Origin of the sequence: Niveibacterium sp. 24ML, from assembly GCF_026586805.1 — a bacterium.
GTDB lineage: Bacteria > Pseudomonadota > Gammaproteobacteria > Burkholderiales > Rhodocyclaceae > Niveibacterium.
In genome coordinates this window covers 103,239-119,767 of the sequence record NZ_JAPFHA010000005.1, presented here as the reverse complement: position 1 = coordinate 119,767, position 16,529 = coordinate 103,239, and the positions used below count along the sequence as shown (strand labels likewise).

19 protein-coding genes are annotated in these 16,529 nt (G+C 68.2%); 12 read left to right on the top strand and 7 right to left on the bottom strand.

Annotation, left to right across the window (positions count from 1 at the left end):
- Positions 1 to 10: 10 nt before the first annotated feature.
- From gspG to OPU71_RS06135, 11 genes are read left to right on the top strand one after another with little or no spacing between them, the layout of a single operon-like run.
- Positions 11 to 436 (top strand): type II secretion system major pseudopilin GspG, encoded by a 426-nt coding sequence (gspG, locus tag OPU71_RS06185; protein ID WP_267726263.1) that lies wholly within the window; start codon positions 11 to 13, stop codon positions 434 to 436.
- An 11-nt stretch (positions 437 to 447) separates the two neighbouring features.
- Positions 448 to 1,617 (top strand): type II secretion system F family protein, encoded by a 1,170-nt coding sequence (locus OPU71_RS06180; RefSeq protein WP_267726261.1) that lies wholly within the window; start codon positions 448 to 450, stop codon positions 1,615 to 1,617.
- Positions 1,614 to 3,299: a GspE/PulE family protein gene (locus OPU71_RS06175; protein ID WP_267726259.1), complete on the top strand. Its 1,686-nt coding sequence runs from the start codon at positions 1,614 to 1,616 to the stop codon at positions 3,297 to 3,299. Before OPU71_RS06180 ends, OPU71_RS06175 begins: the two co-directional genes overlap by 4 nt.
- On the top strand, positions 3,296 to 4,036 hold the full coding sequence (locus OPU71_RS06170) for a hypothetical protein (RefSeq protein ID WP_267726257.1): 741 nt from the start codon (positions 3,296 to 3,298) through the stop codon (positions 4,034 to 4,036). Before OPU71_RS06175 ends, OPU71_RS06170 begins: the two co-directional genes overlap by 4 nt.
- The gene (locus OPU71_RS06165) at positions 4,033 to 4,539 is read left to right on the top strand and encodes a hypothetical protein (RefSeq protein ID WP_267726255.1); all 507 of its coding nucleotides are present in this window, start codon (positions 4,033 to 4,035) and stop codon (positions 4,537 to 4,539) included. The genes OPU71_RS06170 and OPU71_RS06165 overlap by 4 nt, the downstream gene beginning before the upstream one ends.
- Positions 4,536 to 5,063, top strand: coding sequence for a hypothetical protein (locus OPU71_RS06160; protein WP_267726253.1), 528 nt, complete (start codon positions 4,536 to 4,538; stop codon positions 5,061 to 5,063). The genes OPU71_RS06165 and OPU71_RS06160 overlap by 4 nt, the downstream gene beginning before the upstream one ends.
- Positions 5,060 to 5,572, top strand: a complete 513-nt coding sequence (locus OPU71_RS06155; RefSeq protein ID WP_267726251.1) for a hypothetical protein — start codon at positions 5,060 to 5,062, stop codon at positions 5,570 to 5,572. The genes OPU71_RS06160 and OPU71_RS06155 overlap by 4 nt, the downstream gene beginning before the upstream one ends.
- On the top strand, positions 5,565 to 7,613 hold the full coding sequence (locus tag OPU71_RS06150; RefSeq protein WP_267726248.1) for a secretin N-terminal domain-containing protein: 2,049 nt from the start codon (positions 5,565 to 5,567) through the stop codon (positions 7,611 to 7,613). Before OPU71_RS06155 ends, OPU71_RS06150 begins: the two co-directional genes overlap by 8 nt.
- Positions 7,610 to 8,086: a type II secretion system protein gene (locus OPU71_RS06145; RefSeq protein WP_267726246.1), complete on the top strand. Its 477-nt coding sequence runs from the start codon at positions 7,610 to 7,612 to the stop codon at positions 8,084 to 8,086. Before OPU71_RS06150 ends, OPU71_RS06145 begins: the two co-directional genes overlap by 4 nt.
- Before the next feature lie 2 nt (positions 8,087 to 8,088).
- A complete protein-coding gene (locus OPU71_RS06140) occupies positions 8,089 to 8,463 on the top strand; it encodes a type II secretion system protein (protein WP_267726244.1) in 375 nt (124 codons plus the stop codon).
- Positions 8,460 to 9,002, top strand: coding sequence for a type II secretion system protein (locus OPU71_RS06135; protein ID WP_267726242.1), 543 nt, complete (start codon positions 8,460 to 8,462; stop codon positions 9,000 to 9,002). Before OPU71_RS06140 ends, OPU71_RS06135 begins: the two co-directional genes overlap by 4 nt.
- A 27-nt stretch (positions 9,003 to 9,029) precedes the next feature.
- On the opposite strand, the gene OPU71_RS06130 is transcribed toward OPU71_RS06135, so the two are convergent.
- The 7 genes from OPU71_RS06130 to OPU71_RS06100 form a co-directional block, all read right to left on the bottom strand.
- Complete coding sequence (locus OPU71_RS06130) at positions 9,030 to 9,512, bottom strand: hypothetical protein (RefSeq protein WP_267726240.1); 483 nt, start codon at positions 9,510 to 9,512, stop codon at positions 9,030 to 9,032.
- A 174-nt stretch (positions 9,513 to 9,686) separates the two neighbouring features.
- Positions 9,687 to 10,442, bottom strand: coding sequence for a proteasome-type protease (locus tag OPU71_RS06125; protein ID WP_267726238.1), 756 nt, complete (start codon positions 10,440 to 10,442; stop codon positions 9,687 to 9,689).
- A 103-nt stretch (positions 10,443 to 10,545) separates the two neighbouring features.
- On the bottom strand, positions 10,546 to 10,725 hold the full coding sequence (locus OPU71_RS06120; protein WP_267726235.1) for a hypothetical protein: 180 nt from the start codon (positions 10,723 to 10,725) through the stop codon (positions 10,546 to 10,548).
- An 11-nt stretch (positions 10,726 to 10,736) separates the two neighbouring features.
- Complete coding sequence (locus OPU71_RS06115) at positions 10,737 to 11,684, bottom strand: alpha-E domain-containing protein (protein WP_267726233.1); 948 nt, start codon at positions 11,682 to 11,684, stop codon at positions 10,737 to 10,739.
- A gap of 1 nt (position 11,685) precedes the next feature.
- The gene (locus OPU71_RS06110) at positions 11,686 to 13,107 is read right to left on the bottom strand and encodes a circularly permuted type 2 ATP-grasp protein (RefSeq protein WP_267726231.1); all 1,422 of its coding nucleotides are present in this window, start codon (positions 13,105 to 13,107) and stop codon (positions 11,686 to 11,688) included.
- Between the two features lie 530 nt (positions 13,108 to 13,637).
- A complete protein-coding gene (locus OPU71_RS06105; RefSeq protein WP_267726229.1) occupies positions 13,638 to 14,570 on the bottom strand; it encodes a C13 family peptidase in 933 nt (310 codons plus the stop codon).
- A gap of 146 nt (positions 14,571 to 14,716) precedes the next feature.
- Positions 14,717 to 15,358 (bottom strand): NAD(P)-dependent oxidoreductase, encoded by a 642-nt coding sequence (locus tag OPU71_RS06100; protein ID WP_267726227.1) that lies wholly within the window; start codon positions 15,356 to 15,358, stop codon positions 14,717 to 14,719.
- A 145-nt stretch (positions 15,359 to 15,503) separates the two neighbouring features.
- Here OPU71_RS06100 and OPU71_RS06095 point away from each other — a divergent pair, with 145 nt between their 5' ends.
- Positions 15,504 to 16,439, top strand: a complete 936-nt coding sequence (locus OPU71_RS06095) for a LysR family transcriptional regulator (protein WP_267726224.1) — start codon at positions 15,504 to 15,506, stop codon at positions 16,437 to 16,439.
- Positions 16,440 to 16,529: the final 90 nt, after the last annotated feature.

The window sequence follows — 16,529 nt, the reverse complement described above, 5'->3', positions numbered from 1 at the left end:
TCACCGCAACATGAAGAAGACCCAGGCTCACCCCGAACAACACGGTTTCACCCTGCTCGAACTGCTTGTCGTCGTCGCCATCATCGGCATGCTCGCCGCGCTGGTCGGGCCGCGCGTGTTCGGCCATGTCAGCAAGTCCGAGATCACCACCGCGAAGGCGCAGATCGAATCCTTCTCGCGCGCGCTCGATGCCTACCGCCTCGACGTCGGCAGCTACCCGGACGCCGCGCAGGGCCTGCAAGCCCTGCGCACCGCACCGGCCGGGCTCAAGCGCTGGAACGGCCCCTACCTGCTCAAGGACATCCCGGTCGACCCCTGGGGCCATGCCTACCAGTACCGCAAGCCCGGCACCCGCGGGGAATACGACATCCTCTCGCTCGGCCGCGACGGCGTACCCGGCGGCAGCGGCGACGACGCCGACATCATTGCCCCCTGAGCGCGCAGCCGATGCGTTTTGAGGTGCGCGCCCTGGGGGCCGACCAGGTCCAGACACTGATCGTCGACGCGCTCGACGAAGGCGAAGCACGCCGCCTGCTCGCAGCGCGTCAGCTCACCGCGCTCACCGTCACCCGCGCCAGCGGCCGGCGCGGCAGCCGCTTCGATCTGAGCCTGTTCGCGCAAGAGCTGATCGAACTGCTCGACGCCGGGCTGGAGCTGGCCGAAGCCATCGAAGCGCTCGACGCCCGCGGCGGCCACGGCGAATCACAGCGGGTCACTCGCGCGCTGCTGGCGCGGCTGCGCGAAGGGCAGTCCTTCTCGCAAGCGCTCGCTGCGGCCGACGAAGACTTTCCGCCGCTCTTCATCGGCTTGGTGCGTGCCGCCGAGCGCACCAGCCACCTGCAGGATGCGCTCAGCCGCTATCTCGAATACCGCAACCGCTTCGATGCCCTGCGCCAGCGCATCAGCGGCGCGCTGATCTACCCGATGGTGCTGCTCGGCGTTGGCGGCGCGGTGAGCCTCTTCCTGCTGGGCTACGTGGTGCCCAAGTTCGCCACCGTGTATCGCGGCAGCGCAAACAAGCTGCCGCTGCTCTCGCGCGTGATGCTCGACATCGGCGAGTTCCTCGCCACCCATGCCGCAGGGGTTATCGGCGCACTGCTCCTGCTGCTGATCGGCGGTGGCTATCTGCTGCGCCGCGCCTGGCAGCAGGGGCAACTGGAAGCCGCGCTGCGCCACCTGCCCGGCGTCGGCCCACGCATCGAACGCTTCCGCATCGCGCAGCTCTACCTCGCGCTCGGCACCCTCCTCAACGGGGGCCTGCCGGCCTTGCAGGCGCTGGCGCTCGCCGAAGGCGTCGCCACGCCCGCCATGCTGCCGCGCCTGCGCACCGTGAGCGCCGCCCTGCGGCGCGGCGAATCGGTAACCGACGCGCTGGCGGCCGCCAGCCTGGTGACACCGGTGGCGCTGCGCCTGCTGCGCGCCGGCGAACGCAGCGCACGCCTGGGCGAAATGTTCATCCGCGCCGCGCGCCACCACGATGCCGAACTGGGCCGCTGGATCGACCGCTTCTCGCGTCTCTTCGAGCCGCTGCTGATGGCCGCGATCGGCGTCACCGTTGGCGTCATCGTGGTGCTGCTCTACCTGCCGATCTTCGACCTCGCCGGGAGCCTGCAATGAACGCGCGCGCGCCGCTGCCGCCGCTACACGCCGACGCCCTGCGCGAGGCACGCCAGCGGGCCGCCGCGAGCGGCCAGCCGCTGCTCGAAGCACTTGCCGAGGTGCTTGAACGCGATGCGCACGACACCGCCCGCTGCGTGGCCGATGCGCTGCATCTGCCCTACTTCGACAGCGAACAGTTGCTGGCCGGCGTGATGGACTTCGACACCATCGCGCTCTCACGCGCGCTGGCACGCGGCTGCGTTGAACTGCGGCGCGATGGCGCCGCCTTCGTGGTCGTCGGCGACCCCTACGACACCGCACTGCTCAACTGGATCGAGGCGCGCTATCCGCAACCGGTGCGCTTTGCCCTGGCGGCGGTCAGCGATCTGCGGGCACTGCTCGGCACCGCTGAATCGGCAGCGCGCGCGCTCGACAGCGGCGCCCAGGGCGAGAGCGCAGGCGAACACGATTCGCGCGGCGAAGAGCTCTCGCTGGTCTCGATCAGCGAAGACGGCTCACCGGTGGTGCGGCTGGTGAACTCCACGCTGTACGACGCGCTGCGCGCCGGCGCCAGCGACATCCACTTCGAATGCGGCCCCGCGGGCATGGAAGTGAAGTACCGCATCGACGGTGTGCTCGACGTCGCCACCCGCATCGCCGGCCGCAACGTCGCCGAGCAGGCAATCTCACGCATCAAGGTGCTCGCCGAACTGGACATCGCCGAGCGCCGCCTGCCGCAGGACGGGCGCTTCCGCGTCTCGACCGGTGGCCGCACCACCGATCTGCGCGTTTCGGTGATGCCCAGCATCCACGGTGAAGACGCAGTGCTGCGCATCCTCGACAAGCGCCAGCTGGTGCCCGAAGGCAGCGCACTGACGCTCGATCTGCTCGGCTTCGAGGCCGACCCCCTGGCGCGCATCCGGCGCCTCGCCGCCCTGCCCTACGGCATGTTGCTGGTGACCGGCCCCACCGGCAGCGGCAAGACCACCTCGCTCTACGCGGCGATCTCCGAAACCCGCACCGGGCGCGAGAAGATCGTCACCATCGAAGACCCGGTCGAGTACGAACTGCCCGGCGTGCTGCAGATTCCGGTGAACGAGAAGAAGGGCCTCTCGTTCGCGCGCGGCCTGCGCTCGATCCTGCGCCACGACCCGGACACCATCATGGTGGGCGAAATCCGCGACGCCGAAACCGCCGAGATCGCGGTGCAGTCCGCCCTCACCGGCCACCTTGTGCTATCGACGGTACACGCCAACAGCGTGTTCGACGTGTTCTCGCGCTTCGCCCACATGGGCGTTGATCCGCACGCGCTGGTTTCGGCGCTCAACGGCATCTGGGCGCAGCGCCTGCTGCGCGCGGTGTGCGAGCACTGCGCGGTCGACTACCTGCCGGACGAAGCCGAGCGGCGCGCCATGGGCTTCGCGCCCGATGCCTGGCGCACGCACCGCTTCCGCCGTGGCCGCGGCTGTGGTGATTGCCGTGGCACCGGCTACCGCGGGCGGCGCGCGATCGCCGAAATCCTCACCCTCACCGATCCGCTGCGCGAGGCCATCCTCGCACGCGCGCCGATCAGCTCGGTGAAGGCCGCCGCCACGCGGGGCGGCACGCGCAGCCTGCGCGACGCCGCCCTCGCGCTGGCGCTCAGCGGCGCTACCACGCTGCAGGAAGTGCTGCGCGTCACCTTGCAGGACGAAGCATGAAGTCGCCGCTCATTGCGCCACGCGCACAACTCTGGATCGGGCGCGACGCCGTCAGCCTTTGCGGCGCCGATGGCAGCCGCCAGCACGCCGCCTTCAGCGATGCCGCATCGCTGCGCGCGGCCTGCGCAGCCCTTGCGCAAACCCAGCCACGCTGGCGCGGCATCGAAGGCGTGCTCAGCGATGCGCATTGCCGCTACCTGGTGCTGCCGCGGCTGGCCGGCACGCGTGGCCGTGCCGAGTTGCAAGCAAGCATCGCGGCGCGCTTTGGCGCCGCCTTCGGCGATGACCCGGCGGACTGGCTGCTGCAAAGCGACGGCGCCCTGCTGGGCAGCACTGATCTGGTTTGCGGCCTGCGGCAGGAGCGCGCCGCCGCAATCCGCGCCGGCCTTGCCGATGCACGGCGGCGCCTGCACAGCCTGCAGCCGTTGTGGGTGTGGTGCAGCCAGCGCCCGCTTGGCGCCGCACGCGCGCCGCACTGGCTCGCCAGCAGCGACGGCGACGCGCTGACGGTGGGGCTGTTCGCGCACGGCAGCTGCGTGGGCGTGCGCTCGACCCGGCTTGGCGAAGATTCACTGGCGGCCTGCCTGGATCGCGAAACCGCGCTGCAATCCGCCCATGCGGCGGGCACGCCGGTCTGGCTGTTCGGCGACAGCGCGGCGCCGGCACGGCTCGCCGACGGCAGCCCGGTCGTCGGCGCCGCGCTGCCGCCGGCCGCCGCGCGTGGGGGCATGGCATGAGCCGCGTGCGGATCGACTTCGCCCCCGCCGCGCGCTGGCGCATCGCCGCGCCGGCCCTGCTGGGCCTGCTGGTGCTCGCGATCATCCTCGGCGCGCTGGGGCAGCTGGCAAAGCAGCGCGAATCCGCGCTCGCCGTGCTACGCGCGCAGCAGCTTGCCAGCAGCACGCCGGCCGCGCCGCGTGTGCAGTTCCCGCAGCCCACGCCCGAACAGGCCGAGTTGGTGAATGCCGCGATTACGCAGCTGAACCTGCCCTGGCCGGCCCTGCTCGACGCGCTGGATGCCGCGCGGCCAGCCGATGTGGCCCTGCTGCGCATCGAGCCGCGCGCACGCCAGCGCAACCTGCGCGTCGTAGCCGAAAGCGAGCGCGCCGACGCGCTGTTCGACTTCGCCGATGCGCTGGGCAAGCAGGCGGTGTTCGTGCGGCTGCGGCCGGTCAGCCAGGTACGGCTCGATTCGCCTGCGCGCGTGCAGGCAGCCTTCGATCTGGAGTGGCGGCCATGAGCGCGCAGCAGCTTCGCCTTGCGCTGGAACTGGCGCTCGCGCGCCATGCGCTGCCCTTGCTGATCGGCAGCTTGCTGCTCGGCGGCATCGTCTGGTTCGCGGCGCTCGTGCTGCCTGCGCAAGCGCGCGAGCGCGATCAGTTGCAGGCACGCATTGCGCAACCCGCGGCAATCGCAGCGCCGGCGCCGCAAGACCCGCTGGCCGCCTTCCGTGCGGTGCTGCGCCCCGAGGCCGAGAAGTCCGACGTCGCGCGAGCGCTGTGGCGTGCCGCGGCCGATGCGGGCTTGCAGACCACGCGGGTGGACTACCGCAGCAACGCGCCCACCGCGGCCGGCTTCTCGCGCTTTGAACTGAGCCTGCCGGTGAGCGGGCAGCCCGCTGTGATCCGCCGCTTTGCCTTCAGCCTGCTTGAACAGTACCCCGGCCTCGCGCTCGAAAAGATCGAACTGCAGCGCGAAAGCGCAGCGCAGGATCAGGTGGAAGCCCAACTGGCCTTCGTGCTCTTGCTGGAGGCCGCCGAATGAAGCCGGCACAGCGTCGTCTGATCCTGCCCGCGATCTTCCTGATCCTCGCGATCCTGGTGATAGCGGACCGCAGCGGCCCCGGCAGCGCGGCACAGGCGGTCGTCGAAGCCGCCCCCCGCACGCACGCCGCGGCCCAAGCGGCACGCAGCCCAGCGAGCCCCGACACGCCGATCCTCCCGATTGCCCCGCGCAGCGGCTACGGCAGCAGCCCGGATGGTTTCTTCGGCTCGGTGCGGCCACCGGCACCCCCGCCACCACCACCCGAACCCCTTGCCCCGCCGGCACCTGCCACGCCGAGCCCGCCTTACCGCGTGATCGGCAAACAGCTCGCGGGCGGGCAGTGGGAAGTGTTTCTTGCGATGGGCGACGCGAGCCTGATCGCCCATGCCGGCGAACGGCTCGATGCCGATTGGCGGGTGCTCAGCATCCGCCCGCCGGTGATGGAACTTGAATATGTCCCGAACAAGCAACGCCAGACGCTGGCGATTGGTGCCGATTTCAATGACTAGATTCCCCCGTCTTGCCGCAAGCGCCTTGCTCGCGGCTTTACTGCTGACCGGCTGCGCCGGCCAGAAGGCGTTTCGCGCCGGCATCGAGCTGAGCGAGCAGAAGCAGTACGAAGCCGCGCTGGAGCAATACCGCGCCGCGATCGCCGCCGATCCGAACAACGCCGAATACCGCCTGAGCTACCTGAAGGCGCGCGATCAGGCGGTGGCACTGTGGCTCGCCGAAGCCGAACGGGCGCAGGCCGGCGGGCGCAGCGGCGAAGCAACGCCGATCTTCATGCGCGTGCTGCGTGCCGACGAGAACAACGCCCGCGCGATCCGCGGCCTGCGCGCGATGGAGCGCGACAACCGCCATGCGCAGTACCTTGCCGAAGCGCAGAGCGCGTACTCGCAGGGCGATCTGGATGGTGCCCAGGCGCGGCTGCGCATCGTGCTGAGCGAGAACCCCGCCTACCCGGCGGCGGTGGAGCTGAACGGCCAGATCGAGCAGCGCCGTGCACAGCCGCGCGGCGCGAGCGAGCAGCGGCTCTCGGAAGCCTTCCGCAAGCCGATCTCGATCGAGTTCCGCGACGCGCAACTGAACCAGGTGTTCGAGGTGATCTCGCGCGCATCGGGCCTGAACTTCGTGCTCGACCGCGAAGTGCGCGGCGACCAGCGCACCACGATCTTCCTGCGCAACAGCACCGTGGCCAACGCGCTCGCGCTGACACTGCTGACCAACCAGCTCGAACAGCGGGTGCTCGACGCCAGCTCGGTGCTGATCTACCCGGCCACCACGCAGAAGCTGCGCGACTACCAGGCGCTTGCGGTGAAGACCTTCATGCTCGCCAACGGCGACGCGAAGAACGTGGCCAACACGCTGCGCACGATCCTGAAAACCCGCGATGTGGTGGTGGACGAAAAGCAGAACATGCTGATCGTGCGCGACACGCCCGAAGCGCTACGCATGGCCGAACGCCTGATCCTGCTGCACGACCAGGCGCCGCCCGAGGTGATGCTCGAAGTGGAGATCCTCGAAGTACAGCGCACGCGATTCCTCAAACTCGGCATCGAGTATCCGGGCCGCGCGACGCTGACGCCGCTGGCCTCGAACGGCAAGTCGCTCACGCTCAAGGATCTGCTCGACCTGGGCACCGGCGATATCGGCGTGGCAATCGACCCGCTCTCGATCAACGCCAACCGCACCGTGTCGGACGTGCGCGTGCTGGCCAATCCGCGCATCCGCGTGCTCAACCGCGAGAAGGCCAAGATCGTGGTCGGCCAGAAGGTGCCCAGCGTCACCAACACCACCACCTCGACCGGGTTTGTTGCCGGTTCGGTGTCTTACCTCGACGTAGGGCTCAAGCTCGAAGTGGAACCGACCGTCTCGCCCGATGGCGAAGTCACGATCAAGATGGCGCTGGAGGTCAGCAACATCATCGACCGCACCCAGCAGAAAGACGGCACCGTGCTATACCAGCTCGGCACCCGCAACGCTGACACCATGCTGCGCCTGCACGATGGTGAGAACCAGGTGCTCGCCGGCCTCATCGACGATAGCCAGAGCAGCGGCGGCGTGCGGATTCCGGGCCTTGGCGACATTCCCGGCATGAGCCGGCTGTTCGGCTCGCAGACCGACGAATCGCGCCAATCGGAAGTGGTGCTCTCGATCACGCCGCGCATCGTGCGCCCGGCACAGCGGCCCGCGGCGCGCGATGCCGAGTTCGAAGCCGGCACCGAGGCCAGCCTCAAGGCGCTGAGCCTGGGCGAGATTCCGCCGCCGGCAAGCGGCGCCAGCGTGGTGCCGCCACCGCCGCCCAGCGCCCCGGCCGCCACACAACCGGCGCAACCCGCCACGCAAGCGGCCCCCACGGCCGCGCCCGCGGCACCAGCACCAGCCCCCGCCACACCCGTCGCGCCGGCTGCGCGCAATGGCGATGGCCGCCTTGCGCTGCGTAGCGCCACGCAGCTTGCCGTGCCCCCCGCCAGCGCCGCCGAACTACCCGCCGTGGCGGCGCGCGAGTACCGCTTCGCGCTTGTCGGTGAAGGTGCAGCGGCACGATGAAAGCCCGCACGGCCGGCTTCACGCTGATCGAGTTGCTGGTGACGCTCGCCATCATGGCGCTGCTCGCCGCGCTGGTGATGCCGGTGGCCGAGCTCTCGCTGCAGCGCGCGCGCGAGGCCGAACTGCGCAGCGCGCTGCGCACGCTGCGCAACGCGATCGACGCCTACAAACAGGCCAGCGACGATGGCCGCATCGCACCGCGCGCCGGCGCTTCGGGCTATCCACCGACACTCGACGTGCTGGTGCAGGGCGTGCCCGACATCAAGACGCCCAAGGGCGGCAAGATCTACTTCCTGCGCCGCATCCCGCGTGACCCGACCAACCCCGACAGCTACGCCGAACCAGCCGCCACCTGGGCAACCCGCAGCTACGCGAGCGGGCCCGATCATCCGCGCGCCGGTGAAGATGTGTTCGACGTGTTTTCGCAGTCGCCCGGCATCGGCCTCGACGGTACGCCCTACTCGGAATGGTAAGCATGGCGCGCAAGCAAGGCTTCACACTGATCGAACTGCTGGTGGTGCTGGCCATCGTGGCGTTGCTGCTCACGCTGGCCTTGCCGCGCTATTTCGGCAGTGCCGAGCTGGCGCGGGAGCGGGTGCTGGTGGAGAACCTGCGCACCACCCGCGACGCCATCGACAAGCATCTCGCCGACCGCGGCCGCTACCCCGAATCACTCGAGGCGCTGGTCGAGCGGCGCTACCTGCGCGACCTGCCCTACGACCCGGTGCGCGAGAGCAATAACGCGTGGACACTGGTTGCCCCGCCAGGCGGGCGCCACGGCGGCGTCTACGATCTGCACAGCAGCGCCAGCGGCGCCACCCGCGATGGACGGGCCTTCTCCGAGCTATGAAGCAGCAGCGCGGCTTCAGCTACATCGGCCTGCTGATCCTGCTGGCGATACTTGGCGCGGTATCGGCAAAGACGATGGAACTGGCCGCCACCGTGGCCCAGCGCAGCCAGGAGGCGGAACTGCAAGCGCAAGGCGATGAACTGAGCCGCGCCTTCAAGCGCTACTACGAAGCCAGCCCCAAGGGCGCGCCGACCTACCCGCGCGAGCTGCGACATCTGCTGCAGGACCCGCGCTTCCCGCACACCGTGCGCCATCTGCGCCGCATTCCGCGCAACCCGCTGACCGGCCGCGCGGAATGGGCGCCGATACCGGCACCGGGCGGCGGCATCATGGGGGTGGCGGTCATCGCCCCCGGCGAACCGATGCGCACGCCGAAACGCACACTCGGGCCAGCAATGGTGGGCGCCCCGACCCCACCGGGCGCCGGCGCACCGCTAGTACCGCTGACGGTCAGCGGCTACGCGGCGTGGCGCTTCGGCTACGACCCCACCCAGGCCAGCAAGCCTGCGGCGCTTGCCGCGCCGGCCCCAAGCCCGTAGGCGGAGGCCGCAACGGGGCAGCGGGGTTCAGGCGCCGTGCGCCTCGGTGGTCTGACCGCTTGAAATCGGTAAGGGCTTGGGTGCGGCCTTGGCGATCAGCGTGAAGTGGGCGCTGAAACCACGCAGGGTAATGAACTCGCCCAGCTCCAGTTCGCTGATACGGATCGCGAGCGCCTCGATCGCCTTGCCGCTAACCCCCGCGCTGAGCAGCAGGCCGCGCGCGTGCTCGATCTCCGGCACGCGGCCGACCAGCACCACGGCGTTGCGATGGAAGCCGGGGAGGCCATGATCGCGCGGCACGCGCCAGTCCGCGCAGATGCCTTTTTCGCGCAAGGCAGTGCAGAAGGTGCGCCCGCCGTAACCCTTGCCGCCAATCACCCGGACCCGCGTGCCAACCGGCAGCTTGATCGACGAGAGCCAGTCCCACTCGATGAAACCAAAGCGGACGACGCGACGGACGCGCCCGATCTCGACCTGGTCGTGATGCCTGGATTTCGAGCGCGATGACATGGGCGCAGTCCGTTGGAGGGAACGGTGACTATAGCCTTCACGAGCGTCGTGAATCCGTGACACTTTTCCGGCTACATCACGCTTTCCACCGAAAGCGAATGCCTTGCTAATCAGTGGCCTAAGCAGGCACCTGCGACGGTCGCCCGCCCGCGGCGTCGCCCGGTGGCGACAGGCTCAGGACGGATTCGTCGCGCCCGGCTTGCGCAACCAGTCAGGGTTTGGCAAGGCGTTGAAGGCATCACGCAAGGCCTGGCCCCATTCGCTGCGGACGATGCTGAAGTAGGGGTCGCGCTGGTCGATCGAGTGGTGCATGGCGATGCGGCATTCGTCGGTGCGGATCAGCGCAAGATCGAGCGGCAGCCCGACCGAGAGGTTGGAGCGGATCGTCGAGTCCATCGAGATCAATGCGCACTTGGTCGCTTCGTCGAGCGTCGTGCTGCGGTTGATGACCCGGTCGATGATCGGCTTGCCGTACTTGGATTCACCGATCTGGAAGTAGGGCGTTTCGGGCGTGGCTTCGATGAAGTTGCCGGCGGCGTAGATGCTGAAAAGGCGCGGCCGCTCACCGCGGATCTGCCCGGCGAGGATCAGGCTGGCAGAGAAGTCGATGCCGAAGGCCTGCAGCGATTCGGCATCGCGCCGGTGCACTTCGCGGATCGTCTCGCCGACATGACGGGCGGCTTCGAAGAGATTGGGCACGCTCCACAGGCTGTTGCCTTCGGTGCTGGCGAGGCGCTCGTTGAGCATCGTGACGATGGACTGCGTGATGGCCAGGTTGCCGGCCGTCATCAGGACCATGACCCGTTCCCCCGGACGCTCGAAGACGTTGAGCTTGCGGAAGGAATTGATGTGGTCAACGCCGGCATTGGTGCGCGAATCGGAAAGGCACACGATGCCAGCGTCGAGAAGCATGCCGACGCAGTAAGTCATGGATACGGGGGTGAGTCGAGGAAATGCGGCATTGTCGCCGCGTTGGCGCCCTGCGGCCAGCAGCATCTGCGCGGCGGCCCGATGGGGCCGCCGCGCGCGTGGATCAACCCGGCAAGGCGTCGCGTTCGGCGGGGGTCACCTGCCAGGGCTCGGGTGCAAATCGAACCGCCTCGGACTGCAAGCCGACCGGCGTATCTTCGAGGCGATCGCGCCACAGCGCGAGCAGCGGCGCAGCCTGGACGCTTGAGGGCGCGGTTGGGGTCAGCGGACGAGAATCGTTCATGACATGCCTCCTCAGGTGGTGACCGGGACGAGAAAGTCGTTCGAGATGCGCTGGCCGAGATCGAGAATGCGGTTGAGCGCGGTATCGAGGTATTCGTGCAGCCCGTCGGCAATCAGTTCCTCGACGCGGCCAAAGCGCAGGCTCGCCTCCAGTTCGCCTGCGCGCCTTTGCGTTTCGGACGAACGCCCGTTGGCCACCGCCTGCAGCAGGCCGTAGACCTCGCGCATGCAGTAAGCCAGCGAGCGCGGCATGTCGGGCCGCAGCAGCAGCAGCTCGGCGACGCGGGTCGGCGTGATCTGGTCGCGATAGACGCGACGGTAGATCTCGAAGGCGGATACCGAGTGCAGCAGCGCGCTCCACTGGTAGTAATCGACGGCGCTGTCGTTGGGCGCGTGCGCGCCCAGCAGCAGGTGGTACTTCACATCGAGAATGCGCAAGGTATTGTCGGCGCGCTCGATGTAGGTACCAAGGCGGGTAAAGTGGAAGGCTTCGTCCCGCAACATGGTGCCCACCGTCACGCCGCGTGAGAGGTGCGAGCGGTGCTTGACCCAGTCGAAGAACTCGGTCGGCCCGGTTTCGGCCAGGCGTGCGGGCGCGAAATCGTTGAGCTTGAGCCAGGTGGCGTTGATCGCCTCCCACAGTTCGGATGTCAGCGTGCCGCGTACGGTATGCGCGTTTTCGCGCGCGGCACGCAGGCAGGAAACGATGCTCGACGGATTGTCGCGATCGAACATCATGAAGTGCATTACCGTGTCGGTGGACACGGCAAGCTCGCGCTCACGGAAGCTGCCGAGCATGCCCATGATGTCGAGTGTGGCGGTCCACTGCCGCTCGATCTCGCCGGCGCTTTGCGGCAGCAGCGAGAGGCGGTGGTGCACATCGAGCACGCGCGCGAGGTTCTCGGCGCGCTCCATGTAGCGCGCCATCCAGTAGAGGTTGTCTGCGGTGCGGGACAGCATGTCAGGACTCCAGAACCCAGGTGTCTTTGGTACCCCCGCCCTGCGAGGAGTTCACCACCAGCGAACCGGCCTTGAGCGCGACCCGCGTGAGGCCGCCGGGCACGAAGTGAACCTCGCTGCCAGAAAGCACGAACGGCCGCAGATCGAGGTGGCGCGGCGCAACGCCCGAGTCAACGAAGGTGGGGCAGGTCGACAGCGCCAGCGTGGGCTGCGCAATGTACTTTTCCGGCTCGGCGATGATGCGGGCGCGGAAGGCTTCGATCTCGGCCTTGGTCGAGGCGGGCCCGACCAGCATGCCGTAGCCGCCGGCGCCGTGGACTTCCTTGACCACCAGCTCGGGCAGGTGCTCCAGCGTGTAGGCCAGATCCTCCGGCTTGCGCAACATGTAGGTCGGCACGTTGTTGAGCAGCGGCTTCTCGCCAAGGTAGAAGCGCACCATGTCGGGCACATAGGGGTAGATCGACTTGTCGTCGGCCACGCCGGTGCCGATGGCGTTGGCAAGCGTCACTTTGCCGGCGCGGTAGGCGGCAAACAGGCCGGGCACGCCGAGCATCGAATCCTTGCGGAAGGCCTGCGGATCGAGGAAGTCGTCATCGATGCGGCGGTAGATCACGTCGACCCGGCGGCGTCCGCGGGTCGTGCTCATGAACACGCCTTCATTGGTGACGAACAGATCACGCCCTTCAACCAGTTCGATCCCCATCTGCTGGGCAAGGAAGGCGTGCTCGAAGTAGGCGCTGTTGTAACTGCCCGGCGTCAGCAGGACGACGGTCGGGTCAAGCACGCCGTTGGGCGCCACCGTCCGCAAGGTATCGAGCAGCAGATCGGGATAGTGCTCGACGGGTGCGACACGGTGCTTGGCGAAAACGTCCGGGAAGAGCCGCATCATCATGCGGCGGTCTTCGATCATGTAGGACACGCCGGAGGGCACGCGCAGGTTGTCTTCGAGCACGTAGAACTCGCCGGCGCCGGCACGCACGATATCAACGCCGGAAATGTGCGAGTAGATGCCACCGGCCACATCCACGCCGTGCATCTCGGGGCGGTACTGGGCGTTCTTGAGCACCTGTTCGGCCGGGATGATGCCGGCCTTGAGGATTTCCTGATCGTGGTAGATGTCGTGCAGGAAGGCGTTGAGGGTGCGGATCCGCTGCCGCAAGCCGGCCGAGAGCTGTGTCCACTCGTCCGCCGGGATGATGCGCGGAATCATGTCGAACGGAATCAGCCGTTCGGTACCCGCTGCTTCGCCATACACGGCGAAGGTGATGCCCGCGCGCCGGAACAGCGCGTCGGCCTGCACGCGCTTGCGCTCGATGCGCTCGGGCGCCGTACTGTTCAACCAGCGCTCGAAAGCCGCGTAGTGCGGACGGGTCGTACCGTCAGCCCCGCTCATTTCGTCGAAGAACGCCCCACTTGCTCCCATGCTCGCCTCCGCGTACGGCCCGCTTCGTTGCGGACCGGCTTCATCGTGGTTGCGAAAACCGTGCCAGCCCGGTTTCGCGGGGAAATGTGCACTTCCGGTGTGCCAAACGCACGTCACGGCACCATTGTCGACACCCCATCGATCACCAGGCACCAAGCTGGCGCATCAAATTCCCTCGCGCACGGCCGCACCGGAAAGGTGCGCCGCCCTGAATGCCGCGCGCCAGCAATCAGCTTCGCACTGAGATCGACCGTGACTAGACGCTCGGGTCGCCGTTCCGGTTCCCGCCATGTTCCCCACGCGCCCGGCGCTACGGCCTACTGTGTTGTGCCCGTTCTCGCCGCGCGCCGGCACCGTTGAAGCTGATCCTCAAATACGACTGTCACCTTGCCTGCACTGCGCGGGAGACTTTCTCGTTGCCAAACCGGGCATCCTGGCATTCCGCAAGAGGCAGCTCACTGGCTGCCGAAAGGCAGCAACATCCAACTGAGCGCCGCGTGCGCGGCATTGCGCACGCGGCACACCGCCAATCAGGGCTGCGAATCGAGCGCTGCCAGCTCACTGGCGGTGGCAGCGGGCAGGGCGGGCAAAGCAAGGTCACGCATGTCGCGCCCGAAGAAGGCCTGTGGCTCGGATGGCGTGAACTTCTCATCGGCTTCGCGCTTGCCGACGCAGGCACGCACTTTTTCGGTCAGCTTCTGCACCGTGCCGGCGGTGTCCAGATTCTGCAGCACGCACTTGTCGAAGAAGGTGTAGTCACCGGTGGCCTCGCAACCGAAGGAGGTGCGGTCTGCCCGCGCGGCGGTCAGCACGATGCGGTTGGGCGCGGCAATTGCATCATTCATGTAGACCCCGGTGTAGCAGCCGGAGAGCACCACCACGGTCGGCCGCGTGCCGCATGAATTGCCCAGCATCTCGTTGAGAGCGACGGGCGTGAGGGTTTCTTCGCGGCCGCCGGCCGGCGCCAGCCACAAGCCACCCTTGGCCTGCGGGCTATCGCCCGATCCATGCGAGGTCATGTAGACGAGGCAGCCTTCGTTGGGCCCCGGCGCGCCACGCACCAATGCGCTGAGGATGTTCTCGGAACTGCTGCGCAGGGTTACGTTGGGGCTCTTGGCCTGCAGGATCTCGATCGACGACACGCCGCGCTGGCCCAGCCACTTGCTGAAACTCAGCACGAAGTTGTCGAACACCGGTTCCTGCGTGTTGCCGGCCACCAGAAAGGCCTTCCAGCGTGTCTGCTGGTAAGCGCTGACCGGTACGTCGGGTGTGTCCAGCGCATAGCCTGCGGCGCTCGCCTGCAGGCGGGCGCCGGCGGTCGCGGCCTCGGTGACCGGCGTTTGCGCAATCGGCGGCGTCGTGGTCGTCGCAGCCGGTGTCGCTTCACCACCGCCGCCCCCGCAGGCCGTCACCAGCAGCAGGGTCAGCAGCGCCGACGCGTTCAGGATTGATCTGCAAGCCATGCTTGATACACCTTTCTGGAAGTTTGTTTGCAGGTGATGCGCCTGGCATTTTCACGGGACAAACAGCTTCAAGGTGGGCAAATCTTCAAACAACAGCGGAATACGTCGCGCGGGGCGGCTGAAAACGGCGCCGCCCCGACGCTCGATCAGTACGCGACGCAGAACCGGCGCCCGGTGTGGCGCGGCACTTCCAGCTCGTCGATCATCGCCAGCGCATAGTCAGCCGCCGAAATGCGGCTCTTGCCCTCGGCATCAAAGAAAGCCTGATCGCCGCCGACGCGGTAGCTGCCGCGGTGCTCGCCCGGGAACAGATCGAAGGCCGGCGAGAGGAAGCTCCAGTCCAGGTCCTGCGTATCACGCAGGCGGATCAGGAAGTCGCGCGTACCCTCGGCGCCGTCCTTCCATGCGGCGGGGAAATCCGGCGTATCCAGCGCCTGCAGGCCGGGCGCCACTTCCAGGCTGCCGGCACCGCCCACCACCAGCAGGCGCGGCACTGCGGCGGCACGCGTCGCGTTGATGATGGCGGCGCCGCCATCGGCCATCTTCGTGCGGATGTCCGGCGTACCCCAACCGGGGTTGTAGGCGCTCAGCACCGCGTCGTGACCGCGCAAGGCGCCGGCCAGCGCGGCGGCGTCGAAAACGTCCACCGCGCGTGCGCTGAGCTGCGGGTGTGCCGGCAGCTTGGTGATGTCACGGACCAGCGCGGTCACTTGATGGCCGCGCGCCAGCGCTTCGGTCAGCAGTGCTGCGCCAACAAAACCGGTGGCGCCGATGAGTGCGATTTTCATGTGAAGACCCTTTCGTGTGGGGGCGCCGGCAAACCCGGCGCGACACGGCGAACGATAGGCGCTTCACAATTGCGTGATTAGTCGGGCTAGACTGCAATGACTGTGAATCATGGCTTCACAATAAGCTCGGCAAGGCGGAAACCCGATGGACAAATTCAAGGCAATGGCCGCATTCGCGCGCGTGGTCGAACTCGGTTCGATGAGCGCCGCCGCGCGGGTGATGGGCATGAGCACCTCGGCGGTGAGCCAGACGATCCGCGCACTGGAAGCGCAAACCGGCGTGGTGCTGCTGCACCGTTCGACCCGCCGCCTAACGCTCAGCGCCGCCGGCAGCAGCTTCTACGAAGGCTGCGCAGAGATGCTGGCGGCGGCCGAACGCGCCGAGCAGCGCCTGGCCGAACAACGCGACGCGCCGGTCGGCGAGCTGCGCATCGCCGCACCGATGAGCTTTGCCGGCGCCCACCTGGGGGTGGCGCTGGCGCCCCTGCTGCGCGCCAATCCGCAGCTGAGCCTGCGGATCTTCGCAGCGGACGAGCGGATCGATCTGATCGAATCACGCATCGATCTGGCGATCCGCGTCGGCCGCCTCGCCGATTCCTCGCTGGTGGCGCGGCCGCTGGCGCAGTGGAACGAGTTGCTGTGCGCCACGCCGGGATGGCTTGCGCAGGCGGGCGTGCCGCGCGAGCCGGAAGACCTCGCGCAGCTCGACTGGCTGATCCTCACCCCGCTGGGCGAGCCGCAAATGCTTGATCTGCGATGCGGCAACGCGCAGCGCCAGGTCCGCATCCTTGGCCGCAGCGCGAGCAACAGCCAGCAGGCGGTGCTGGCGCTGACGCGCGAAGGCCTCGGCATTTCGCGCCAGGTCGAGGCCGACGTGGCGGCCGATCTGGCCAGCGGCGCGCTGGTGCGGGTGCTGCCTGAATGGTCACTGCCGCCGATCGGGGTGTGGGCGGTGACACCGCAGCGCGAGGCGCAGCCGGCAAAGGTGCGCCATGCGATCGAGGCACTGCGCCAGTATCTTGCGCGCCGGCTGCCCACCGCGCCCGGCGCCGAAAGCCCGCGCCAGGGAAGGTATGAATGAGTGAGCGAGAGGGATGCAGCGCAAGGCGCCGCGCGCGCAGCGACCAAGGCATATCAAAGGGATAGGCGCGGGAGCGAGCACGCCGCAACG